The sequence below is a fragment of the Acidicapsa ligni genome (assembly GCF_025685655.1).
Taxonomy (GTDB): Bacteria; Acidobacteriota; Terriglobia; order Terriglobales; family Acidobacteriaceae; genus Acidicapsa; species Acidicapsa ligni.
Genome location: NZ_JAGSYG010000002.1, coordinates 41,253 through 65,614, shown reverse-complemented (window position 1 = coordinate 65,614; position 24,362 = coordinate 41,253). Strand labels below are relative to the sequence as shown.

Annotated in this window: 19 protein-coding genes; 5 read left to right on the top strand and 14 right to left on the bottom strand. The window is 56.3% G+C overall.

Annotation, left to right across the window (positions count from 1 at the left end):
* Positions 1-453 precede the first annotated feature (453 nt).
* On the top strand, positions 454-1,971 hold the full coding sequence (locus OHL19_RS06715; protein WP_263356874.1) for a GGDEF domain-containing protein: 1,518 nt from the start codon (positions 454-456) through the stop codon (positions 1,969-1,971).
* A gap of 312 nt (positions 1,972-2,283) precedes the next feature.
* Here the strand turns inward: OHL19_RS06715 and OHL19_RS06710 are convergent, their stop codons facing one another.
* Complete coding sequence (locus OHL19_RS06710; RefSeq protein WP_263356873.1) at positions 2,284-3,225, bottom strand: alpha/beta hydrolase; 942 nt, start codon at positions 3,223-3,225, stop codon at positions 2,284-2,286.
* A gap of 11 nt (positions 3,226-3,236) precedes the next feature.
* Complete coding sequence (locus OHL19_RS06705) at positions 3,237-3,404, bottom strand: hypothetical protein (RefSeq protein ID WP_263356872.1); 168 nt, start codon at positions 3,402-3,404, stop codon at positions 3,237-3,239.
* Between the two features lie 213 nt (positions 3,405-3,617).
* On the opposite strand from OHL19_RS06705, the gene OHL19_RS06700 reads away from it, so the two are divergent.
* Complete coding sequence (locus tag OHL19_RS06700; protein ID WP_263356871.1) at positions 3,618-4,274, top strand: PadR family transcriptional regulator; 657 nt, start codon at positions 3,618-3,620, stop codon at positions 4,272-4,274.
* A 200-nt stretch (positions 4,275-4,474) separates the two neighbouring features.
* Here the strand turns inward: OHL19_RS06700 and OHL19_RS06695 are convergent, their stop codons facing one another.
* The 5 genes from OHL19_RS06695 to OHL19_RS06675 all read right to left on the bottom strand — a co-directional run bounded on the left by OHL19_RS06695 (position 4,475) and on the right by OHL19_RS06675 (position 9,726).
* Positions 4,475-4,984 carry a hypothetical protein gene (locus OHL19_RS06695; protein ID WP_263356870.1) on the bottom strand — a complete coding sequence of 170 codons (510 nt, stop codon included), beginning with the start codon at positions 4,982-4,984 and terminating at the stop codon, positions 4,475-4,477.
* Positions 4,985-5,079: 95 nt separating this feature from the next.
* Entirely contained in the window at positions 5,080-5,862 is a 783-nt protein-coding gene (locus tag OHL19_RS06690) for an enoyl-CoA hydratase-related protein (RefSeq protein WP_263356869.1), read from the bottom strand.
* 34 nt (positions 5,863-5,896) lie between these two features.
* Positions 5,897-6,328 carry a transcription antitermination factor NusB gene (nusB, locus tag OHL19_RS06685; protein WP_263356868.1) on the bottom strand — a complete coding sequence of 144 codons (432 nt, stop codon included), beginning with the start codon at positions 6,326-6,328 and terminating at the stop codon, positions 5,897-5,899.
* The gene (gene ribH, locus OHL19_RS06680) at positions 6,325-7,233 is read right to left on the bottom strand and encodes a 6,7-dimethyl-8-ribityllumazine synthase (RefSeq protein WP_263356867.1); all 909 of its coding nucleotides are present in this window, start codon (positions 7,231-7,233) and stop codon (positions 6,325-6,327) included. The genes nusB and ribH overlap by 4 nt, the downstream gene beginning before the upstream one ends.
* A gap of 123 nt (positions 7,234-7,356) precedes the next feature.
* Positions 7,357-9,726: a hypothetical protein gene (locus OHL19_RS06675; RefSeq protein ID WP_263356866.1), complete on the bottom strand. Its 2,370-nt coding sequence runs from the start codon at positions 9,724-9,726 to the stop codon at positions 7,357-7,359.
* A 416-nt stretch (positions 9,727-10,142) separates the two neighbouring features.
* Here OHL19_RS06675 and OHL19_RS06670 point away from each other — a divergent pair, with 416 nt between their 5' ends.
* Both OHL19_RS06670 and OHL19_RS06665 read left to right on the top strand, forming a co-directional pair.
* Positions 10,143-10,517: a hypothetical protein gene (locus OHL19_RS06670; RefSeq protein ID WP_263356865.1), complete on the top strand. Its 375-nt coding sequence runs from the start codon at positions 10,143-10,145 to the stop codon at positions 10,515-10,517.
* A gap of 15 nt (positions 10,518-10,532) precedes the next feature.
* Positions 10,533-11,246 (top strand): hypothetical protein, encoded by a 714-nt coding sequence (locus OHL19_RS06665; RefSeq protein WP_263356864.1) that lies wholly within the window; start codon positions 10,533-10,535, stop codon positions 11,244-11,246.
* A 35-nt stretch (positions 11,247-11,281) separates the two neighbouring features.
* Here the strand turns inward: OHL19_RS06665 and OHL19_RS06660 are convergent, their stop codons facing one another.
* The 5 genes from OHL19_RS06660 to OHL19_RS06640 all read right to left on the bottom strand — a co-directional run bounded on the left by OHL19_RS06660 (position 11,282) and on the right by OHL19_RS06640 (position 19,288).
* Positions 11,282-13,420 carry a S9 family peptidase gene (locus OHL19_RS06660; RefSeq protein ID WP_263356863.1) on the bottom strand — a complete coding sequence of 713 codons (2,139 nt, stop codon included), beginning with the start codon at positions 13,418-13,420 and terminating at the stop codon, positions 11,282-11,284.
* Between the two features lie 78 nt (positions 13,421-13,498).
* On the bottom strand, positions 13,499-14,311 hold the full coding sequence (kdsA, locus tag OHL19_RS06655) for a 3-deoxy-8-phosphooctulonate synthase (RefSeq protein WP_263356862.1): 813 nt from the start codon (positions 14,309-14,311) through the stop codon (positions 13,499-13,501).
* 12 nt (positions 14,312-14,323) lie between these two features.
* On the bottom strand, positions 14,324-15,988 hold the full coding sequence (locus OHL19_RS06650) for a CTP synthase (RefSeq protein ID WP_263356861.1): 1,665 nt from the start codon (positions 15,986-15,988) through the stop codon (positions 14,324-14,326).
* Between the two features lie 150 nt (positions 15,989-16,138).
* Complete coding sequence (locus tag OHL19_RS06645; protein ID WP_263356860.1) at positions 16,139-18,895, bottom strand: TonB-dependent receptor; 2,757 nt, start codon at positions 18,893-18,895, stop codon at positions 16,139-16,141.
* 81 nt (positions 18,896-18,976) lie between these two features.
* Positions 18,977-19,288 carry a hypothetical protein gene (locus OHL19_RS06640; protein ID WP_263356859.1) on the bottom strand — a complete coding sequence of 104 codons (312 nt, stop codon included), beginning with the start codon at positions 19,286-19,288 and terminating at the stop codon, positions 18,977-18,979.
* Between the two features lie 135 nt (positions 19,289-19,423).
* Here OHL19_RS06640 and OHL19_RS06635 point away from each other — a divergent pair, with 135 nt between their 5' ends.
* The gene (locus tag OHL19_RS06635) at positions 19,424-20,515 is read left to right on the top strand and encodes a hypothetical protein (protein WP_263356858.1); all 1,092 of its coding nucleotides are present in this window, start codon (positions 19,424-19,426) and stop codon (positions 20,513-20,515) included.
* A gap of 24 nt (positions 20,516-20,539) precedes the next feature.
* Here OHL19_RS06635 and OHL19_RS06630 read toward each other — a convergent pair whose 3' ends face one another.
* Both OHL19_RS06630 and OHL19_RS06625 read right to left on the bottom strand, forming a co-directional pair.
* Positions 20,540-21,907 carry a sigma-54-dependent transcriptional regulator gene (locus OHL19_RS06630; RefSeq protein ID WP_263356857.1) on the bottom strand — a complete coding sequence of 456 codons (1,368 nt, stop codon included), beginning with the start codon at positions 21,905-21,907 and terminating at the stop codon, positions 20,540-20,542.
* Positions 21,904-24,330, bottom strand: coding sequence for a sensor histidine kinase (locus OHL19_RS06625; protein WP_263356856.1), 2,427 nt, complete (start codon positions 24,328-24,330; stop codon positions 21,904-21,906). The genes OHL19_RS06630 and OHL19_RS06625 overlap by 4 nt, the downstream gene beginning before the upstream one ends.
* Between the last annotated feature and the right edge of the window lie 32 nt (positions 24,331-24,362).

The following is a 24,362-nucleotide window of genomic DNA, read 5'->3' as shown; positions in this document are numbered from 1 at the left end:
ATTATCAAAACAAAGAAACAACCCAAACCAAAATTCCCAAAACACCGTTTAACGAGAAAGCCCAATCCCAATTGCACCTAATCACCACCAACAAGCCTATGTCCCGGTTCTGATCGTCCATGAGTGACTCAACGATAATGCACTCAGCGATGAATTAGTTGCCGAATTCGTTGCCGCAAATGCATTGAGTAATGTGCGGCCTTGCATTAAAACAATCACAGTTTAGATATCAGACGACACACAGATTTGAAGATCGTATCGTTACTCGCTGACTACAGCGATGAGGCTTCGGATAACACAGAAGAACATACCCATAATTCATTATTGCTAACTACATCATTTCGTGAGAGTTCTTCATTATGATTGTTCTTCTATCGATTTATCAAAATCTCTAATTGATCGGTAGCTCGCCCACCGTTCCGGGAAGTCCGTTGACGAAGAGAGAAGGAAATAATGGATTTGCACCTGATGGCTGGTAGACCGCGCAGGATCGTTGGACTTGCAGCCGGGATATTTTTGTTCGAGGCCTCGACACAGTTGTTTCTCCGTTCGAATCATGCAGCGGCAGAGCATCTCTTAGCCTATATTTTCTTGATCAATGTAGCCGCCCTGATGGCAATTGAGATTTGGCGCGCGAGGCGGTCAGATCACCTCAAGGCGCACTGGTTTCTGCTTTCCGCTGTCTCTGGGCTGTATATCGTTTACGTGCTATGGGATCTTTGGGCTGGCGCGATCTTTCCACGTGTTCCTGTTGCCTACCTTATATCTTGTCAGTTTGTAATCGCGGTCTCGAGCGCTATTCCTTCTGTACTGCTTATCTCACTCCCCGCTGGCAGACGATATTTCCGGCATTTAATATGGATCGATCTAGCTCTGGTAGCGATGGCCGCATACCTTTTCTATGTCGTGGTGCTGCACCAGTTACCTTTTACTTCCGCCCCCGTGGCGCCCATTGATGAAATGGCATTCATGCACCTTCTGTTTCTGGAGAGCCTGTGTGTCACGGCTGCTTACCTGCTGCATTACTTCGCCGCGGTTGGCCGTGATGAAAAATGGTTTTTCGGGGCAGTTAGTCTCAACGCCGTCATTTCGTTGCCTATCCGCCTCGTCTTTAATCGGCTCGTTGCTCTCCATCCGCAAGAGAGCCTGTATAACGTGGCTGGCCTCCTGGTAAGCCTTCTCGCGCCGACGATCTATCTTCTGCTCCCGGCCGAAGATTCCGAGGCAGCGCCTTTTAGGGTAGGTGTGCTGGCGGATCTAATCAACATCGCCAGCCCGGCGATGCCGTCGGCCGCCCTGCTGACGCTCGGTATTGTTGTTGAATCTCGTTTTCATCGGATAGGGATTGCTGCAATGACTACGGCATTTCTGCTGTTTGCGGTTCGCGCCACATTTTTCCAGCGCAGCTTTGAGCGGGCACAATTATTTCTGGAGCAGGCACAGATGCGTCTGCGGGAGATGTCCTATGTGGACGCGCTCACCGGGATTGCGAACCGCCGCGCTTTCAATGAAGCGCTTGATTCCGAATGGGAGCACAGTATGCGCTCAGGTTCGCCGCTTTCGCTTATTTTGATCGACATAGATTTGTTCAAGCAATTGAATGACACGCTGGGCCATCAGGAAGGCGATGGCTGCCTTGTGTCAGTTGCCCAGGCGTTGCGGGCAGTCTTGCTGCGCAAAACAGACATACTGGGCCGCTATGGAGGAGACGAGTTCGCGGCCGTGCTGCCGAGCACAAATTTGAAAGATGCCGAAGTGGTGGCGCAAAGGCTTTGGGAAGCGGTTCACATACTTGGCATCGAAATTCCTGGGCCTACCGTACGCAAAATCAGCGTGAGCGTGGGGGTGGGGAGTTGCACTGAATTTCATCACCAGACTGTAAAGGATTTGATCAGCGCCGCCGATAAAGCACTTTACAGTGCAAAAAGCGCAGGACGCGATTGTTGGCGCACGTCCGATCCATACTTATGAAAGATGGTGTTGCTGATAGAAGCCGCAGATATAGAAGCCGGATACAGAGGCCGAGAATACAAAGGCCGCGGCGATGAACTGGCTGAGAAATTGCCCGATGAGTTGAGGATGTGCTACCGACTATTGATAGCCCCAGCATGTTGTGAATGCAGTGGCCGTTTCACCGCATACACTGCGCCGGTTGCGCTGTGCTCATATCGCCACTGAGAACGCACTACCAATAAGCTGATTTCAGATTAGAAATTAGCCCCAATACAGCATCAACGATGGACATTTAAAAACAACCAGTTCAGCCCAACAATCCCAGAGAGCCTATCTCGAAGATGAAGCCTCTGCAACAGGCTCCCGTCTCCGTATCCCTTCGCCTATCGGGCCTGAGTGGGAGAGCTCCGCATTCAACCACTCCGTCATCCTTCGCTCCCAGTCAGGCACATTCGGAAGACGATGCCAATCATAGGTTCCATGACTTCCGCCAGGAATCACAATGACAGTACTGGACACTCCCGCAGCGCGTAACTTCTCGTCGAATCCAGTTACACTGCTCAATCCAAAATACTCATCTTTATCTCCGATGATCTGCAGAAAAGGAGGAGAAGTTTTCGAGACAAGATGAGCAGGCGAAGCTTCGCGCAGAGCCGCCGCTTTCCCCTTCTGCCGGATGAGATGGTCCAATAAAAGATGTTCGTTCTTACTCAGTTTGCCGTCCTCAAAACCAGTTAGCCCATACAACGAAACCACAGCCTGAACCCTCGCACTTGCGCGCTCCACCGGGTCAGAAGCTGCTTCATTTCCCAGCTCCTGCTCAAGTCCAGCCATCGCTCCAATGTAGCCGCCAGCCGATCCGCCAACCAGCGCAAGGCGCGCCGGATCGACATCCCAGCGCCCAGCGTTAGCGCGCACAAAACGGATCGCCCTCTCCACATCTTGAATGGGAGCCGGATAGAAAAATTCAGGAGCCAGGCGATAGTTGATAGAGAAGACCGCATAACCAGCCGGTACAAGAAAATCAGCACAGTAGATTTCGCTACTGCTTCTGCTATCGCCAGCGACAAAGCCGCCGCTATGCACAAGTATCACCGCCGGATGCGGCCCCGCACCCTGCCCGGCATAGTAGTCCATCGTGAGCCGCTGTCGAGCTGCAACGCCGTAGATGATTCCGCTCTCGGATGGAATACGTTCAGCAAGCAGGATGTGACTGAATATCGCGACAAGAATAAGCGAAATGAGCGATCGTAGCCTGGCAATAGAATGCATTACCGATCATCCTACTTCAGGCTTACAAATACAGTCTTCAGGTTTACAAAATACCCTCCGGCAGCCTCACCCACCTTGCCGAAAATTACCTTCCCCACGCGCACAATCAAAGAATCCAGTTCGACGCGCAGGCCTGTAGAAAAATCTACATAGCCCCCACCCCCGGTAAAATTCGTCATCCATTCGCTTTTCCCAAAATCCCGCTTGCAGCCGGCAATTTCACCCCACATCCGAATGGGGAATAAAGTTTCCCGCCGGATTATGCAACAAATTCCAACATTTCCATGAATCTTCTTGATCAGTTAGACAATCTTAGATATATCTTAAGATATATCGTGAATCAATCACGAGATGTATCGCAAGATCAGAATTACAACACAAGGAGAATCCATATGTTTGGAAAAGAAAGATTGAGAGAATTTGCAGAAGCACGATTTACCGAGGCCCACAGCCACGAAGGCAGAGGAGAAGGTCGCCACGGCCATCACGAAGAGCGCCATCACGGACGCCACGGCGGTTTCGGCGCTGGCTTCGAAGGCTTTCTGGGGCGAGGCCGGGAACGCGGCTTTGGCGGTGGTTTCGGATCGGACCGCGAGCGCCTCTTCGACTCGGGAGAACTACGCCTCGTCATCCTGCAACTCGTCGCCGAAAAGCCCAGCTACGGCTACGAAATCATCAAAGCCATTGAAGAACGCCTCTCCGGCGGCTACGCACCCAGCCCCGGCGTCGTATACCCCACCCTCACCCTCCTCGAAGAAGAAGGCTACGCCATCTCTTCCATGGAAGGCACCAAAAAGCTCTTCACCATTACCGAATCAGGCACCGAGTACCTGAAAACAAACCAGGCCACGCTCAAAGCCATCTTCGGACGCATGGAGCAGGCAGGCCAGGCCTTTGGACGAGGCAGATCGCCGCAAATCATGCGTGCCATCATGAACTTGAAATTCGCACTCAAGATCCGCGCAAGCCAGGGCACTCTATCGCCCGAGCAAACACGCAGGATCGCTGAAGCGATCGACGCGGCAGCCAGGGTGATCGGTGAGGTTTGAGGCCATCCTCAAGCCTTACCCATCCCCACAGCACACAACGGCTATCCCCGCAGGATCAGCCTGTTTGGAGAAGACAATGCAGGAAGAATTAGGGATGCTGGAGGCTCGGTATAAGAACCTCCAGGCACTGGTCGGAGAGTTATTGGTGACCAACCAGCAACTACGCGCCGAGGTGGCTCTGCTCAAGGAAAAGAGAGAGCCTATCGCGTGGGAAACTCATCCACAACGACTCCAAGATCGTTGAGTTGCTGGATGGCCGCCTCAATCTGTCGTCGAATCGCAGGCCGCTGCTTCTTATCTGCCAGCGGAGATTCTTCGATAGCCACCACTCGGCCATAAGGCCATGCACTATTGGGCAACGCAATCAAAGCTTCCGTAAGCTTTGCAGGATCAATCTGAATCTCCTGCCTGCGCGCAGCATTTGGACGCAGCATTCCACCTTCGCCAAGCGTGCTTGGATTCGCATCTGCGAGAGTGATACGCAGATTCACCATCTTGCTATCCACACTCACAAAAGGATTGAGCCACGCACCCGGCTCGTGCACATCGACATAGCGACTCTTGGTCGGCAGCGCCACTCGCGCAAGCTCTGCCCTCTGTTGATCCCGTTGATCGGAAATAGCCTGCGCGCGATGCTCAGCCGTAGCCGCATTCGCTGCCACCTGCGTTACCGCCTGTTCTTCCTTATGGCAGCCAACGGACGCTGACACCAGCAGGCACAAACAACCTATCGCAAATCTCTTGTAGGAACTCACAAAACTGAGCATATCAGCCCTAACCGCTCCCTGATAACGCCGCCGGCAGGCTATTTTCCAGTCCACGATGCAGGCCGTTTCGCGAGAAAGGAACCTGTGCCTTCAGCTTTATCCGCAGTGCTGCAGCAATTGCCGAAAAGTTCCGCTTCAAGCGCCAACCCTTTCTCAAGGGAGAGATCTAATCCCCGATCCACCGCTTCCAGTGTCTTCGCCAGGGCAAGCGGCGCATTGGCTGCGATCTCCAATGCCAGCACCTCGGCGCGAGCCATCAACTGCTCCGCTTCTACAACCTCGTCCACGAGCCCGATGCGCAAAGCTTCTTCAGCAGAAATAATGGCGCCGCTCAACAATAATTTCAGTGCAGCCCCTCGGCCAACCAGCCGAGGCAACCGCTGCGTTCCACCAAAACCGGCGATGATGCCAAGCTTTACCTCAGGCTGCCCGAATCTGGCGGCATCGCTTGCAAGGCGAAGCGTGCATGCCATCGCCAGCTCACAGCCACCGCCCAATGCAAAGCCAGGAATAACGGCGATCACCGGCTTTCCAAGAGTCTCGATACGGCGAAAGATTGCCTGGCCGCGAGCAGCAAAGGCCCGGCCAGAAGCCTCGTCCAGCACAGCTAATTCATGAATGTCCGCACCCGCAACAAAGGCCTTCGAGCCCGCTCCGGTGAGCAGGATGACACCGATTGCGGTATCTGCGGCCAGATCTTCAAAGGCTTCTGACAATTCGGAAAGCGTGGCGGCGTTGAGCGCGTTCAAAACCCTGGGGCGATTGATCGTTACAACCGCGATGGGCGCTCGCTTTTCGAGAAGAATATGTTCGAATGCCACGGCGAGCTCCTACCTGTTTGCAAATGCGCTTGTATTAAATGCGCTTGATCAGATCCTTGGCCAGCGCGTCAAGAACCCCATTCAGAAAACTGACCGACTCCGGAGCGGAGTAGCGACGCGCAATCTCCAGAGCCTCATTGATGATGATTGGAAAAGGCGTGCCTTTGAATCCGAGCATTTCAGCCACGGCAAGCCGCAAAACGTTGCGATCGACGCCAGGCATCCGCTCCAGCCGCCAGTTGACGAGATGTGCCACGATCAGCTCGTCAATCTCGTCGGAACGAACGGTCGCGGCACGATAAAGATCCTCGGCAAAGCCGCGCACGTCTGCATCGGACTCCTCCCGGGCGACCCAGAAAGTCTTGCCGACCTGTTCTGGGGTCTGCTTGCCTATATCGCCCTGGAAGAGCATCTGCATTGCCAGTTCGCGCGACTTGCGGCGCGTTCCGGAACCCGCGGTACTCATGCGTCCTCGCGATCGTTTGAATCCATTGAATTGGACTCAAGAAGCTTGCGACGCAGCGAAACCATCTCAATGGCTGCAACACCAGCCTCGAAGCCCTTGTTGCCCGCCTTGATGCCCGCGCGGTTCAACGCCTGCTCCAACGTCTCGCAGGTGAGTACGCCAAAGGAATGAGGAATTCCGGTCTCCTGCTGCGACTGGCCGATTCCGCGCGCGACTTCGTTGTAGATGGCCTCGTAATGCGCAGTTTCGCCGCGAATAAGGCAGCCCAGCGTGATGATTGCATCGACAGGGCCGCGGCTGGGAGTAACTCGATCGGCAATCGTACGCGCCGCCGCTGCAACTTCCCACGCACCGGGCACACGCACGATCTCGATATGGCGGCGAGCGGCACCGCTGCGCAACAACGCATCGAGCGCTCCATCCAGCAGACGCTCGGTAATAACAGCGTTCCAGCGTGCGGCGACGATAGCGAAGCGCATGCCGGCCGCAGAGAGATCGCCTTCAACAGCCACAGGCTTGCCCTTGAGCGGATCGGCCCATTCCCAGAAGGTGAACGAATGCCCATCAATCGGCGTGACGGTGAAAGTTCGCGACTTCCAATCCGTATCCGCGATGGCGGTAATGCGTGCGTCAGCCTCGCCTTCAACCTGGCTGCGCAGCCACGTCAGAGCTGTCTCGCGAACGGCATCGAGATGAAGCACTTCCACCAGGATGTCCGCAGTTGAAGGCATAGCACCATCTACGAACTCAAGATTGGCCAGTGGCGCCAGGAAAGAAGCACCACGGCTTGCGGGTTCGTCCCAGCCATGGCCTGCGGTGAAGCCGAGTGCTGAGAAAAAGTTTGCCAGTTTGCCATAATCAGCCGCGGTCTTTGCCGGGCGCAGAAAAGAGATGCCCTTGATCATAGTTAAATTCTATCTCGCCGAATTGCCGTTGAGGCTGCGACGGTTTGTTGTTCACACAAAGCAACAGGCCCGCGCGATGCGAGCCTGCGCGGGCCTGTTGCAAATGCTTTCGTTCTGTTCTGGTTAGGTGGTCGAGCGCGGCTTGACGGCGATAAACGTAGCAGGAAGCGCTTGTCCGACCGGGCAGGAATCTGGATTACCGGCAGCGCAGGTAAGTCCTGGGTTGATTTGCTGCGTATCCGTCGGTGTTGCCCCGGTGACATTGATGTAATGAACCAGGTTATCTCCCGAAGTGGATACGAAGAACTGTGTGTCGTCGAGGCTGAAGGCACCTACGACAGGAGCCGTGGGAACGCTCGTACCCGTGGCCGTCAAAGGCACGTAATTAACGGTACCCTTTGCACCCGAAGCTGCAGGCACGTAATACGGCAGGCTGGCAGCCGTTGTGCCGCTGCCTGTATAGGTCACAAACGCCAGGTTTGAAGCCGGCGATGCCACGATCTGGTTGATCGAAGTTGCCTGCACGTTGGTCAACGGCGTCTGCGTGAACGGTGTGTTCACGGTTATGCCGGTGTTTGCGGCCGGGCATGCGCCACCATCGAGGCTGGCGAAGAGATTCACATTCACGTCGGTCAACGTGGCTGTCGTCCCGTCAAGGCCAACGCCAAGAATATGCTCACCGTCTGTCGTCGCTGCCAGGGCATCCGTCTTGGCTGCAACGGAGGCTGCCTTGGGATATGCCTGGATGATGGTTCCGCTGGAGGAAACATTGGGGCACCATGCATGAGCGACTGTCGGACTTCCGCTCAGGAAGGCTCCCACTCCGGGAACGGTGATTGCCAGGTTCTTCGCGGCAGTGGCGGCCTGCTCTGTGCTCAGCGGATACGTGGTCCAGCCCGTGTTCACGTTATTGACGAACAAGGTTGGAGCACCTGCAGGAGTTGTACCCACGACGTATAACGTCTTCGCATCGGGAGTCCACTGCGCCGCAGTACCGAGACCGCTTTGTGTCGTGAACACACCGGAAGCTGCGGTGTAGATGTAGAAAAGCTGGCGGATAGGATCGTTGATCAGAACGGTCTGGTTATCCGGAGAAACGGCCAGAACTGTACCGGGAACGTTGGGGTCTTCCTTGGTCAACGAATTGGAAGTCGCGCTGTAAATCATCAGTTCGTGACTGGAACCAAAGTAGAGGCTGGTTGCCGTTCTATCCAGAACCATCGAGTTCGGGAAGTACGGCATTCTCACCGGCGAGCCCACGGTACCGCTGATGAGTTCGATCGGGGTAAAGGATTGCGAATCAGGATTGGCAAACCAGACAAACGAGCTGGCCTGTCCCGGGGTCGTGATGGTCACCGAGTTGCTGGTGATCGGAGTTCCCGTCTGATTCACGCCAACCTTGTTGATTGGAGCCGGGTTGCAGGTGGTCGGCTGGCAGACTGCGTAAATTGCCGCCTCGCCCGCAAAGTTGGCTGTGACCGCACCTGTCGAGCTTGCGCTGATATCCAACGGGTTGGTCGATTGATAGTCCAGCGTGAGACCGGTGATGGGATTGTTGTTCGTATCCACAACGGTCGTGACCAGGTTCTGTGTGACGCCCTGGGTGACGCTGCCCGTGCAACCGCCGACGGCGTTCGGATCGCAGCTATTCAGGGTGACGCTGATCGACTTGGGCGGGCAGGTGGAGAAATATCCAGCCGACGAACCTGAACCCGCTACCGACGCGGTGATCGCGGTGGTTCCAGGCAGTTGCGCCGTAATCACACCGAACTGATCGATCGTGGCGATTGTGGTGTTCTGCGATGTGTAGGCCAGGTTGCCAATTGCGGTAGAGCAACTGGGCAGCGCAGGCTGACCAGGCGTAGGCTGGGGTCCGCACAAAAGCGCCTGCTGACCGGCTGGGTTGCTGTAGAACGCCTGGGAGTCCAATTGAGCGGTCTGGGTCTGTGAGACGCATCCGGTAAAGGCATTCGTCGTGCCGAGACTTTCCAGCACAAGGGAGACAGCAGTCACCTGGGCATGAATGTAAATCGTCAACTGGTTTGAAGTGACTGCGGATGCCGTCGCCGTGACAAAGGCGCTCTGGTAAGGCAGCCCTCCGGTTGACGGCACCGGCGATGGCTTGTTGCAGATGGTGAAGTCGGGAATACCACCACCGCTGCGCCGATTCCATGTTCCCGCGCACATGTTCCCTGTGGGGGAAATATCCACGAGCTGGTTGTTTGTCGTACCCCAGGTGTAGCTGGTAACGCTGGCGGCATTGCCTTTGCAGGTCTTGGCCGTTGGAGTGGCGAGTTGCTGCGTCTGCCCAAAGGCCAGCGACACGCCCGTGGTGCGCGGTTCCAGGTCAATGGAAGCGACATCCGTCAGCTTCAGTCCATTTCCCTCACCGTTGCAATAATTTCCGGCGGGGTTACGCGTACAACCGGTAAACGAGATGCCGGCAGGTATAGCCAGGCACAGCACAAAGACAAGCGTCAGCAACCGCTGCATGAAACCTCCCCGCCCCGCCTTCGAAACGGCAGAACGGTCAACCAAAACATCTGGAATCCGGATGGAGTCCGAAAGAAAAGTGTATCAGGACGTAGCTACCATTCGCTCACAGCAGAGAGAAGTACGGCCTGAGATTGCATACTGCATGGACGAAAGTCCCATCGAAACGAAAGCCATATCTCTAAGGAGAGAACGATTCCTGCCATCTCGCCCTATTTTCCACGATATGGCCGCGCTTGCGGAGTGGGCCAGGGCAAGGTTTCTCAATCCGGGCGAATCCTTTGCTCACGGACGAGTGTCTCTCAAAACTCCTCATACAAGACCATGAAAAATCGCAAAAAACGATGTCCGGCGGCAATGAAGTTGAGTTATGATTCGCGCACCCCCACGACTACCCCTGATGAAGGAGGAGAACTTTGTTAACTGCCGACGATATTCAAAATGGGCTGAGAGCGAATCCATATCCCCCCGAACTGCAGCTATCACCTCTGGCGTCTACGTTACTGGCCACGCTGCTCAACGCGTGGATTTATGAGGGCCGCGACTATGAGGGTCGAAACTATGAAGGTCGAGACAGGGCTCCCGGTGACCGTCAAGGACGCGCGGCCTATTTCGTGGCCCAGGAACTGCCGGTCGTTTTGACGCAGCTTCTGAACCGATCCAGAGAGTTGGAAAACCGCCCCCGAGAGGAAGCTATCACCTCGATCGACATCATTCACTGGATGAATCCCCGATGGCCCGAATTGCTCGCGGAAAGTCAGATCCTGGGTTTCCTTTTCAACAAAGAGTAGGCAAGGAGTAAGCGTATGCCGGAAAAGCATCCCGGGGAGCCGCCGAACCGATGGATGGTCATCAATGACTACTCCAAAACAGTTGTCGCAGTTTGCGCCGCACTGCTTGCCTTTATCGGAGCAGCCTCATCCAAGCTGCTCGAAGCGCATCTGTCGTTCTTTGCAACTTGCATCGTCATCGTAACGGTTGGACTTCTGGCCTTGTCCGCTCTCTGCGCTCTTGCTGTGCCCGCCATGCTGGATCGTTATCTTTGCGTTGCCGACAAAGGTCTCCCCGACCCAAACGTCACCGTCAAAAACCTGGAGACAGCGACACAAGAGGAGTGGGACAGCCGCCCGAAGCGAATCTGGAAGATCAAGGCTGCTGCCAATTTTTCTTATATCTTCCTGGCCCTGGCGGTACTTTCGATGGCGCTCTTCGCTACGTGCAGGCCGTTTCAAGACGCTGCAGGAGCCAAGCCTCCTGCGGGGAACGATGCCAGGCCTGCGGCTCCTGCCATGCACTATGAGATTGTCTACTCCGCGGCCCACAAGACGAACCACGGATTGCAGGTCCATACATTTCTACTCAATCAATCTACCGGCGAACTGTGGCAGATGGTTTGCGCGGCAGATGGACTGGTCTCGTTTCGCAAGCTACAACGTCGCGATGTAGAAGGAAATGTTGTCGTTGAAAAAACGGAAAGTCCGGAGAGCGAAAAACTTCCCATCGCTGTCCGGACTCCATAATCACAAAAGCTGAGCGCCAACCTGCGGCGAATTTCTTATTCGCTGGCGGGCATGTATTTTGCAAACCAGTCGATTGCTCGCACCATCACATCCGTACGATGCTCGGGATCGACAAACCCGTGACCCTCGTTTGGATAGACCACCAGTTGCGTAGGCACATGCTGATCGCGCAGGGCATGCCAGAACTCGAAGGATTGCGGAGCGGGGCATTCCCCATCGCGATCGCCAACTACGGCCAGCGTCGGCGTCTTCACCTTTTCGATGAAATTAATCGCCGAGCTTTTCGCGTAGACCGCTGGGTCTTTGTAGACCGACGTGCCAAAGTAGGGAGTCATCCACTGGTCGATTGAGTTTTCCCCGTAATAGCTCTCCCAGTCCGAGATACCTGCGCCTGCAACGGCGGCCTTGAAACGATTGGTCTGGGTCACAGCGAACATGGTCATGAATCCGCCGTAGCTCCAACCGGTGAGCCCGACACGCGCCGAGTCCACGGGGTATTTGGCAACGACTGTATCCACTCCGGCGAGAATGTCACGCAGATCGCCATAACCGAAGTCCTTGCGATTGGCTGCCGTGAACGCCTCTCCCTGGCCAAAGCTGCCGCGCGGGTTCGGTTCGAGAACGAAGTATCCAAGCGCTGAAAACGCAGCAGCACTCAGACTGCCACCACCCCAGCGCGCAGTTGCGGCTGCGGCTGGCCCACCGTGTACCAGCACGATGAGGGCATACTTCTTTGCCGGATCATAGCCCACTGGAAAATGCAGCCAACCCTGCACATCGAAGCCTTCATTCTGCCAACGGAGGGATTGCACTTTTCCCCAGGCGGGCTCGATGCCGTCGTTGAGATGCGACAGTTGCTGCAAACCGGCGACACTGGTGATCGTCGCCGCGCCAGGCCTGGCGGCATAGGTTTCTACGGCGTGTTCGAACGAACTCGCATTGAATACGAAGACCGAATGATCTTTGGTGGTAGAGAGGCTCAGCTCCAGGCGGCCATCGCCAGCGGAACCGGGGAAACTATAAACCGGCGCCGAAAAAGTGCCACCGCCCGCGCCCAGGTCTAGGCTCACCAACTGGGCGTTGCCGCCAGCCAGCTCGCTGAGGAACAGCTTTGAGTCGGAGGCCCAGGTGATCCATGCGGGACTGGCTTTTCGTTCTGGAGTTACATTCGTCAGATTGCTACCGTCGGACTGGATGGTCCAGACGTCGCCGCCGGTCGATCCCTGGTCGCTCATCAGGCCGCCGATGAACGCGATCTTTTCGCCGTTCGGAGACCAACGGGGCACCGCGATCTGCAATCCATGCAGCGCGCCTGCGACTTCAGACGGAGCGAGAATTGCCTTCGGCTCCGCACCGAGAGCCTGCGTGTATAGCTTGGCAACCCACCAGTTGTTTTCTCCCGGCGGATTCGCTGCAACATAAGCGAGTGATTTCGAATCCGGCGACCAGTCAAATTCATACACATGCAGGTTTGCAGGAGTTGCCTGCTGCGGCGTGCTGGCTTTGTGTGCCGTGGCGTCGATGACAGCAACGCGCTGGATTTCAACGCCATCTTCACCAATGACGCCTGCCCAGGGCTTCATCGCGGCCAGGGCTCCGGCGGCGCGGGTTGCGCCTTCTACATAGAGGAAAGCGATGTGAGATCCATCGGGAGAAAAGGTCGGGAAGCCGACTTCGCCCCTTGCCTCGGTGAGCCGCTGGACATCAGCTTTGATCTTGCCTTTGGCCAAATCGCCGTTGATGGTGGCTATAAAAACATCATCCGGATTGCTTTGACCTTCACTGCTCAGGCAGTCGCCGACGAAAGCCAGATGGCGCGAATCAGGAGACCAGGCGACCATGCTCTCTCCACACTTCGCATCGTCCTTTTTGGCGGCAGTGATGCGCGTAGTTTTCGAGGGATCGGCAAAGGGAGCCAGCTCAATCTGCGAGCCATCTTTGCTGGGGCGCACGAAGGCCAGCAGGGAGCCATCGGGTGAGACGGCCACCGGCCCCACGCCATGACCGCGCCTCATGCCCTTAAGCACCTCTTCAACGCGCTCTTTGGCAGGCTTCTCCTGCGCTGATAGAGGCGAGCACATAGGCGAACAGAGAAGGAAAGTAATAGAGCTAAAGACAGCAACGGCAGAATACGATCCAAGCCGTACAAACGCGCGATTTATAGGTGCCGACATACCCGAAATCCTACCAGCACGGGCTGTCTGGATTAAATTGTGGGTACGCAACCTATGACTGAATCACCTCGGGCCGGTCTACTTTGCCGCGGCGTGAATGGCCAACAACTTCTCCAGGAGCGGCTTGAGATTCTTCAGGTCGAGTGCATTTGCGCCGTCGGATTTGGCATTCGCCGGGTCATCGTGAACTTCGAGAAAGAGGCCGTCAACTCCGGCTGCCACCGCCGCGCGAGCCAGCAGAGGAATGAACTCCGGCTGACCGCCGCTGACGCCGTTCGCTGCCGAGGGCTGCTGGACCGAATGAGTGCCGTCGAAGACAATGGGCCCGAACTCTCTCATGACCGGGAAAGAGCGGAAATCGACCACCAGGTTGTTGTAGCCGAAGCTGGCTCCGCGCTCGGTGAGAAAAACACGTTCATTGCCCGTCGATCTGGTCTTTTCGACTGGATATTGCATATCCCAGGGCGCAACGAACTGGCCTTTTTTGATGTTGACTGCACGGCCGGTTTTGCCAGCCGCTACGAGCAGGTCCGTCTGGCGGCAGAGAAACGCCGGAATCTGCAAAACATCGACAGCTTCGGCGGCGATTTCGCAGTGCCCTGCTTCATGCACATCGGTCAAAACGGGCAGGCCGGTCGCTTCGGCTACGGCACGGAGAATCCGCGTGCCCTCGACAATGCCGGGGCCGCGAAAGCTCTTCACCGAAGTGCGATTTGCCTTGTCGTAGCTGGCTTTGAAGATGTACGGAACGCCGAGGTCCGAGGTGATCTTCTGAATCGCGTCGGCCATCTTGCGCACATGCGCCTCAGACTCGATCACACAAGGTCCGGCGATCAGAAAAAGCTCGCCCGCACCTACCAGCACTGGACCAATTTCAAAGGTATGTTTCATCGTAATCTCTGCCTACTCCGATTTCTGTGCGCCGGATTCAGCGGCCTGTCTGGCTCCGCTGGAAAGGCGATTGGCGTAACTTGCTGCCACAAAATCGCGGAACAAGGGATGCGGCTCAAGCGGCTTCGACTTGAACTCTGGATGAAACTGGCAACCGAGGAAGAATGGATGATCCGGGATCTCGACGATCTCAACATAGGTCGCGTCAGGCGTCGTACCCGTGAGGCGCAAGCCTCCGCCGGTCAACAGCGCTTCGTATTCGCGGTTGAATTCGTAGCGGTGGCGATGGCGTTCGCTGATCTCGGTAGTGCCATAGGCTTTGAATGCAAGCGAATCCGGCTGCAGGACGCACTCCCACGCGCCCAGACGCATGGTTCCGCCCATCTCTTCTACGCCCAGCAACTCGCGCAGCTTGTAGATGACGCGATGCTCGGTGGAGGGATCGAACTCGCTGGAGTTAGCTGCCTTGAGGCCACAAACATTGCGCGCGAATTCAATACAGGCAGTCTGCATACCGAGGCAAATGCCGAAGTACGGAACTTTATTCTCTCGCGCGTAACGAATCGCATTCAACATGCCTTCAATGCCGCGCTTGCCAAAACCGCCCGGCACGAGAATGCCGTCAAAGCCCTGTAATTGCTGCTCGTAAGAGGCCTCGCCTGCCTCGTTCGACTCCAGCCCTTCGGCCTCAATCCAGGTAACGCTCAGCTTGAGATTGTGAGCCAGAGCGCCATGCACCAGCGCTTCCTTGAGCGATTTGTAGCTGTCTTCATACTCTACGTACTTGCCTACGATGGCGATGGATACGGTGTCCCTGGGGTTGTAGGCGCGATGAACGATATCCTTCCACTTCGTCAGTTCCGGTTCGGGAGCGTCGAGGTGCAGATACTTCAGGGCCAGGGCATCGACGCCTTCTTCTGCGAAGACCAACGGGCACTCATAGATGGACTGCACATCTTTTGCCGTAACGACAGCGCGCTCCTCGACGTTGCAGAAGGCTGCGATTTTGGACTTCATATCGCGGGCCAGATAGCGATCCGTGCGGCAAAGCAGAATATCGGCCTGAATGCCGATGGAGAGCAGTTCCTTCACGGAATGCTGCGTGGGCTTGGTTTTCAGTTCCTGTGCGGCAGCAATCCACGGCACGAGAGTCACGTGGACGAAAACGGTATTCTCGCGGCCCAGTTCCTGTCGCATCTGGCGGATGGCTTCGAGGAACGGCAGCGATTCGATATCGCCGACCGTGCCGCCAATCTCGACGATGACGACATCGGCTCCGTGCGACGCCACTTTGCGCATGGCGTTCTTGATTTCATTGGTAACGTGCGGAATCACCTGAACGGTCTTGCCCAGATAGTCGCCGCGGCGTTCTTTGAGGATGATCTGCTCGTAGATGCGGCCGGTCGTCAGGTTGTTCTCACGGCTGAGATGCGCGTGCGTAAACCGTTCGTAGTGACCGAGATCGAGGTCTGTTTCGGCGCCGTCATCGGTGACGAAGACCTCACCGTGCTGGAAGGGCGACATCGTGCCAGGGTCCACGTTCAAATAGGGGTCAAACTTCATCAGATTGACCTTGAGACCACGACTTTCCAGCAGGCAACCGATGGAGGCTGCGGCGAGCCCCTTGCCTAAACTGGACACGACTCCGCCCGTCACAAAGATGTACTTTGCCGACATTGCTGCGACCTCTTGATTGGATTGTTGAGATTGGCCGTACAGGTGGGGCACGATCAAGTATGGCAGATTGGCGGCCCAGATGGAAGGGGCAAAACGGAAAAGGCCTGCGGCAGGAGTTCCTGCCGCAGGCCCGAATGAGAGATTTCTGTTTTAGAAGTGGAACCCAAGCTCCGCCGTCATCGCACGCGGTGTTAGATAGTGCGTGCCGCTGAAGGTGGAGAGAAAGTTGTAAAGAGCGTATTTGTTGGAGAGGTTGACGGCGGAAAGGCGCAGGCTCCACCGGTTCTTATCGCCATTGAAGAGGTTGTCCTCGCCAATGGAGGCGTCAAACACGTTACGCGGTGCAATGCGTGGAGGGTTCTTGTCGTCGTTCTCCGTGTTCGGAGCGGGAATCTGAACCAGCTTCGAGGTGAGCAGATTGGCCGGGCACAGGCTCGTGCCCTGATACTCAATCGCCTGGGTCGGCGTAGCGCGCATACCATTGCAGGTCAACCCTGCCTGGAACTGCTCATCTGCCGTTAGACCGCTGAGATCAATAGCCGGAGTGCCATTGGGCAATGCCGAGGCACCGCAAGGGCTGTTCGGATCGCCGGTGTTGTTGTAGCAAGGCACAGAGCCAGCCGTCAGACCGCTGTCAAAGCGCCAGTTAAAGCCGATCCACGGTGCGTTAACCTTGCCCAGCTTCTCAGGAACCTGGTACTGCACGTGGGTCGTCTCGTTGAACTTTTCGTCGTGGTCGATGCGGAAGGGCAAGTTGCTATTGCCAGGTGCAGCTCCTGCACCAGCCGTCTGTGGCGGGAAGAAGCGTGCCGCGACGGATGACATGACCACGAAGGCTGAAATGTTGTGGAAGCTCGGGACATCCGCACGAATCGCGTATCCAGGGATCTTGGAGTTGTGCCAATCGATCGGGAAGGTAATCGGCGTATTGCCGAGTACGCTGAAATCGAAAGCATTGTGCGTGTACTTCCAGATATAGTCGCCGCTGATGACCAGGTTCTTGCCGAAAGCCTGTTGCAAGCCCGCATGGAACTCATTGCGGAAGCCGGGCTCCAATGTTCCAGTCGCACCAGGGCTGCAAAGCAGCAGCGGGTTCAGTACGGCATTCGAACATCCCTGGCTCGAAAGCACCAGGTTCTCGTTGAACGGGGTTTCAAGAGTGCGGGCATACGAGACGCGCAGTACCGTGCTGGATTGCTTGATCTTGTAAGAAACACCCACACGCGGCTCGGCCTGACGAGCAATCGTCAATCCGTTATAGAGATCACCGCGAATACCGAGGTTGAAGAGCCAGTTACCCGCCGTGATTTGATCCTGCGCGTAAAGCGCAATCTCCTTCACATCGGTACGGCCGGCGTAGTTGTAGTTGCTGCCGCCACGCGTCAAATCATAGGGCGCTAGGACAGAAAGATAATTCGGATTAGCGCTGTTGGCTCCGCAGATTCCGGGGGTCGAGAAACCGGCCACAGGGTTGCCATTCGCATCGACGCAGGGTGCGCTGAACTCGTACGTAGGATCTACGATGCCCAGGCTGTCGTTCTCCCGCAGGAAAGTCTGCGAGTAATTCGCGCCTATCTTGATGACGTTGATTCCGCGCGAGTAAGAGACGTCCGTGTGAACGCCGGCATTGGTCAGCGTCCGGAACTGGCTGATGGACGAGGTCTGCAGATTGGCCGGTCCGAGATCGGCTAATGGGTTGCCGCTAGGATAGTAGTTATAGGCATCCCGGCGTACATAGGGGCCAAAGTTGAATACCGCGTAATTATTGAGAACGCGCGTGTAGGTTGGCGCGATGTCAAAGGTGCCGATCTGAGACCGTTGATCTGCATCGCCAACGTTGCCCAGGACGGGGTTCGCCGTTGTTCCACCACTCACCACGTTCGATACATTCAAATTGTCAAACGCGTTCGGTGTCTGAAACCAGGAACGGCTGTAATTGAAATTTACGTGAACCGCATCCTTGTCCGTAAAGTTGCGATCTACGCGGTCAAAGACATTCTCTTCGTTGCCCTTGTCGTGGAAGACCTTGAACTCCGGCGGATCGAGGAAGCGACCGGTATTCAAGCCGTCAATCTCGATGAAGTTGCCCCAGTTTTTGCCACCGTAGCTCAGGTCGATCGCACCGGTTGCCGATCCAAATGTACCGTAGGAGCTGGTAACACTGCCCGTCGGCGTCGAAACACCCTGGCCGGAACGCGTTGTCACCTGGATGACGAGGCTGGTTTTACCACCGAACTCTGCCGGAGGCGCACCCGAGATCACTTCAATCGACTGCACGGAATTCGACGGAATCTGGTTGGAAAATACCTTGCTTTGCTGATCGGTGATCGGCTGCCCATCGACTGAAAACGAGTTCGAGGCATGATCGCCAAGCCCGTGAAAGAGTCCATTGGAGTCCGCTGCCACGCCAGGAGACGACATCGTCACCAACGAGCTGAGTGAAGACGATTGGCTCTCCAGCGGGAGCTTTTGGAACAGGCCGCGATCCACATCGGTGTGGAAAGTCGAGTCATTCTCCAAAAGATCGTTCGCTTCGACCTTGATCGTCGTTGCTCCACCGCCTGCCGAGAGGTTGTCGGTTAGGGTGACACCAACGGTTGAGCGTACATCCACGTCGCGCGTGTAGGGGCTAAAGCCAGAGGCGGAAATGGTCAGATGATAAGGATTGAAGGGCAGGTTAGAAAAAACATACTTGCCTGTGCTGTCGGTAGCGACCGTCCGCAAATAACCGCTGACAGGGTTTTGAATCACTACCTTGGCGCCTACGACAACTGCGCCGGATCCATCCGTCACAGTACCGAAAACGATGCCTGAGTTGCCACCAGACTGGGCAAACAGCGACGAAGCAGTAAGGACGAATACTAAAAGAGCAAAGAAACGAGATATAAGGCCGCGAGTAAACGGCATAGAACAACCTCCCCAAAAAAGTCAGATATGCAAGGGCTAAACCGCAATTGAAGACGAGCTTGCGGTCAATCGGAGCATCTTTCAGGATTGTGCTGGAGGGGGTCTATTAAACAAGGTGTAGTGCCACGGGCGCGATACGGAATGCACCACCGGCACCGGCACCGAGCCGAGCGTAACCACAAAAACAATCGCCGGAGCCGCAGCAGCAACAGGTGTCGCCGCATGCATTACCACGCAGATGGGGCAGTGGTCCGCGTCGGCCGCTACGGTATGAACGTGGGCGACCTGGATGAACGTAAGGAGTGCCAGCAGCAGCAAACAGACAAGCGTGGTAGAACGCACAGCCCATGGCTTGCGCTCCCCTGCTCTTCGCGGCTGTCGGATGGTTGGCATAAGATTACAGTTCTGTTTAAAGAATACACAGGTTTCACCGGACGGGGTAACTGACTTGGCAGAGAAACTAAAGAACAGACATCTAAAATTGATCCCATAACAAAGAACGCCGCACATGGTCTAAACTGGCGTTCGATGTATTGGCCGCCCAAATCACGGGGGAAGATCCGGGGCGCGGCGACGCTGCTGATCGCCGGAACGGTGCTGCTGGCCTTGCTATCGGTTTCCCAGCCCTGCCGGGCGCTAAACGGCTGGGTGCAGGATTCGGACCCGCCTAAGAAGACTCCTCTGCCACTCAAACCGGAGACTCCGGGAGTTCAGATCAACCATCGCCTGATCCTGAAAGACGGCAACTACCAGATTGTGCGCAAATATGAGGTTGTCGGCAACCGCGTGCGCTATATCTCGGTCGAACGCGGCGGCGATTGGGAAGAGCTGCCGTACGACCTGGTCGATTGGGCCGCCACGAAAAAATGGGAGCAAAATCAGGATCAGCTTGTGAATGAACCCTCCCCCGCGATGAAAGAGGCGGCTGAGCTGGATAAAGAAGAGGCCGACCTGCGCAGGGCACAAAAGGACCGAAGGCCCGAGGTTTCCCCTGGGTTGAACCTGCCCGATCAGGATGGCGTCTTCATCCTCGACGAGTACCTTGGCACGCCCCAACTGGTAGAGATTGTTCCCTCCACCGGAGACCTGCAAATGGCTCGCCAGCATGGCGTCCGATCGATATTGCCTCTGCAGGGGCAGACAGCACGCGTCGAACTCGAAGGAACATCCGCAAAGATCCACTTGCACGTCAATGAGCCGACGATTTATCTCTCCCTCGACACGCGCGATGATGCGGATGAGATCGTTTCCCACGCCATCACCGTGGATACGAAAGGCGCAAGCGCAGTTCCCCATCCGAAACGCGGCGCCACTTCGGCAACTTCCGGTTTCGCGATTGTTCGTGTGAGCGAGCGCAAGGCTGTTCGCATCGTCGGGACGGTACACGTAAGCGTGAACGGCGATATCACGCAGGACGAGAATGTGATTCCGGCGACGGTCGAGGTTATGCCCGGCAAACACTGGCTGAAGCTCAAGCCAAAAGAGCCGCTGACCATAGGAGAATATGCGCTGGTAGAAATTCTCTCCGCAAAAGACATGAACGCAACTGTCTGGGATTTTCAAGTGAACCCGCGAGCGGGCGTGAACGAATCCGCGATCGTGCCACTGGACGCCAGGTAGATCGCGCCAAATTGATCGGCGTGGCTATTCCCTGACGCTGATTCCCAGCGCCTTCATCTTGCGATAAAGATGGCTCCGCTCCAGGCCCAGCAGTTCAGCCGCACGGCTGACATTTGCCTTCGCCTCTTCCAATTTCTTTTGAATGTAGTCGCGCTCGTAAGCGTCGCGGGCCTGCTGCAGTGTTGAAAAATCATCTGCGCTGCGAGCATTGGAGCGTTGCGTCAGTGGCGGCAGATGCTTGCGTTCGATACGCAGCGCTCGCGGATTGAGAATCAGTATTCGCTCGACGAGATTCTTGAGTTCGCGCACGTTTCCCGGCCACGAATGATGCGCAAGAGCATCCAATGCCTCTTCGCTCACCTCCATGCGCGGCCGTCCGTACTGGCGGCCAAATTCACGTAAAAACTCACGCACCAGCGGAGGAATATCCTGCTTGCGCTCCCGCAGCGGAGGCACGGAAAACGGCACGACATTCAGACGATAGAAGAGATCCTCACGGAAGTTGCCCTTGAGAATTTCCTCTTCCAGATTCTTGTTCGTCGCTGCAATCACGCGCACATCGACGCGAATCGGTTGCGTTCCTCCGACAGGCGTAAACAACTGGTCATCAATCGCCGAGAGCACTTTGGCCTGGGTCTTGAGGCTCATGTCGCCGACTTCGTCGAGAAACAAGGTTCCGCCATCGGCGCGTTCCAGTGTTCCGCGCTTTTCAGATGGCGTGCCGGCCAGCCCAGTCGGATGCGAGCCATGACGATAGCCGAACAGCTCCGCTTCAATATGCGCCTCGGGAATAGCGGCGCAGTTCAACTCAACAAAAACACTGTCACGACGCAAGCTTTCCGCATGAATAGCTCGCGCGATCAGCTCCTTGCCCGTGCCTGATTCTCCGTAGATCAACACGCGCCCATTCGTCGGAGCCATGAGCCGAATCTGCTGGCGAAGCGCCTTGGCAGAAATACTTTCACCGGTGAGAATACTCTGCGCAGAGAACTGCCTTTTGAATTCAAGATTGTCTCGACGCATCCGCCGCGCTTCGACAGCGTTCTTGAGAACGATCAGTGTGCGATCCAGAGAGAGCGGCTTTTCGAGAAAATCGTATGCTCCCAGCTTAGTCGCTTTCACCGCTGTCTCGATGGTTCCATGGCCAGAGATGATCACCACCTCGGGTCTGCTTTCAGCAGCCAGCGCATGCACATCCCCAAGCACATCGAGGCCGTCTCGATCGGGAAGCCAGATATCGAGCAGCACAACATCGTATGGCGCATCCTGGAGTAAAGTGATGGCCTCGGCCGCACTTCCTGTGGATGCTACGCCGTATCCCTCTTCACGCAGAATCTCTTCGAGTGAAGCGCGAATCTCGGCCTCGTCGTCAACTATCAGAATGTGATTCATCGTAGTGTGTTGGATGCAGCTACTATCGTTTCCGGCTCGTCCTGATTCGGCTCGCTCTGGCCCTGCTCGTTCTGAGCCAGTTTGCTCTGAGCCGGTTTGTTCTGATCCAGTTTGTTCTCTTGTCTGATCTCGCGGTTAGCCTGCATGGTCAGGACAGTGCGGCCATTCATCACCGAACCCTCCATCACCGGCAGGCATAACAGGAAGCGCGCTCCCTTGGGCGCATTCGTCTCTGCGCGGATTGAGCCGTGATGTTCCTGCGCAATCTTGGCCGCAATCGAAAGGCCAAGGCCGGTGCCACGCTGCTTGGTCGAATAGAAGGGCAGGAACAGGCGTTCGCGAATCTCATCCGTCAGTCCATGACCGGTGTCAGATACGGCAACTTCGACTGAACTTCCATCCTCGCTAAGCGCCGTGGTGACGGTGAGCACGCGCAGAAGGCTCGTCTGCATGGCCTCTGCTGCGTTGTCGATCAGGTTCGCCAGCGCACGCTTTACAGCATCGGGATCAGCCATAACCGGCGGAAGACCCGGCTCCAGTGTCTGTCGAATCGTAATCCCCTCCATGCGCCCGGAGAACAGCAACATGGCGTCCTCGAGTATCTGATTCATATCGCATGGACGAGGCTGTGGTGCGGGGAACTGTGCCAGCGCTGCGAATTGGTCAACCAGCGTACGGAGTGTGCCGACGCAGCCAAGAATAACTTCGCTGCACTTGCGAATCACGCTGGGAGAATCATCCGTTGCGCGATCGAGATGTTTGCGAATCCGTTCGGCTGAAAGCGCAATGGGCGTAAGTGGATTCTTGATCTCATGCGCGACACGCTGGGCAACTTCCTTCCATGCCAACTGGCGTTGCGCACGCAGCAGCTCCGTGGTGTCTTCAACCACGAGCACTGCGCCTTGCTTGCCAGGCCCAAGCTCCAGGCGTGCGCTTGTAACAGCCAGGTGCACGGCTCGCCCGAGAGCTGTTGTCTCAACCTCGGTGGACGCTGCGCCCATACGATAACTGCGGCGGATAACACGCGCAAGATCGTCGCTGCAATCGGCAGGGAATAATGTATCGATCTTCCGGCCGCTCAGATGACTCTCTTCGCCACGTCCACCATCAAGTCCCATGAGCGCGGCGAACGCGCGATTCGCCAGCAGAATCGCGCCATTTTTATCGAGCGTAACCACGCCACTGGGGATGGTTTCAAGAATCGTCTCCAACTCGCGGCGACGCTCTTCAAGAGCCTGGTTGGCAGCAGAAAGCTGCTCGCGAGAACTCTCGGCCATGTGGCGACTGGTCTCAAGATCCTGCGCCATGTGGTTAAAAGCTCTTACCAGTTCAGCCATCTCGCCACTTGATTCAACAGCGACACGTTTATCCAGGCGGCCGTCAGCGATTTCATCCATGGCATCCGCCAACGCCTCGACGGGCCGCGTGATTTGTTTTGACAGGAAAAGCGCCAGCCACATGCTGGAGAAAAACACCAGCGCAGTGATCAGCAAAAGCACGAAGAAGAAGGTCGTTCGAATACTGTTGCGGGACCGGAACAACGTCCAGTATTCACTGGCGCCGATGCGGATCTGGCTTGCCGTCTCGCTCAGCCCCTGCGGCATTGGCAGGCCCACTACAATCAATCGGCCTGCAGGCGTAGCGGCAATGCTCGTTGCATACTCACGCTTCTCATCGCCGCCATCGACAATCAGAATTGGCTCATCGCTTCTCTGCGCAATCATGAGCAAATCGGCAAAGACCGGACCGTGCAGGACGACTGTCTCGGCTTTACCATCATCGAGCCACGGCAACAGGCTGCGATGACTTGCTTCAGCAGGTAATTGATACCCCAGAATTCCCTGCTTGTCCGGCCCATACACCGCGACGAAGCCGCCCTCCAGCGTAATCCGCCGCGAACGCAGCTCCGCATTTGCGGTCGTGGCATTGGTGTCGAGCGCGCCGGAAGCCGCAATCGCTTCCGCCTCAAGCCTCGCGTTTGAAGTAGCGTAGTGCGCCAGTTCGAGAACTACCCGCGTTGAGTTCTCGCGCAGCTCCGCGGTCGGCTGTGAAAACCAGCGATCGACGGAGCGATTCATCAGTCCAAGACTGAAAAGAAACATGAACGCAGCAGGAGCGAGCGCAATCAGTGCCGCCCCAATCACGAGACGCGTACGCAACCGCGACCCCAGCGCCCGGCTTCGCTGATCGACAAACAGCTTTAAAATGTTCCGGATCAGCAGGATCAGCAGTAGCAGCAGCAGCAGGAAGGCCACAACCGATATGCCGGAAAAGAGCAGAATGTCCCATGTCGTTCGCGGCGTCAGAAACGGGACACGGCTGGTATCGAAGGCCTGTAACGCCGTCAACGCAGCGGCGATAACAAACGCGCCAGCGGCCAGCAATGCAATGGTGCGACGCCTCGAACTCCCAAAGAGGGGCATGCGGGAATTATAGGCCTAGAGGCGTTATCCTG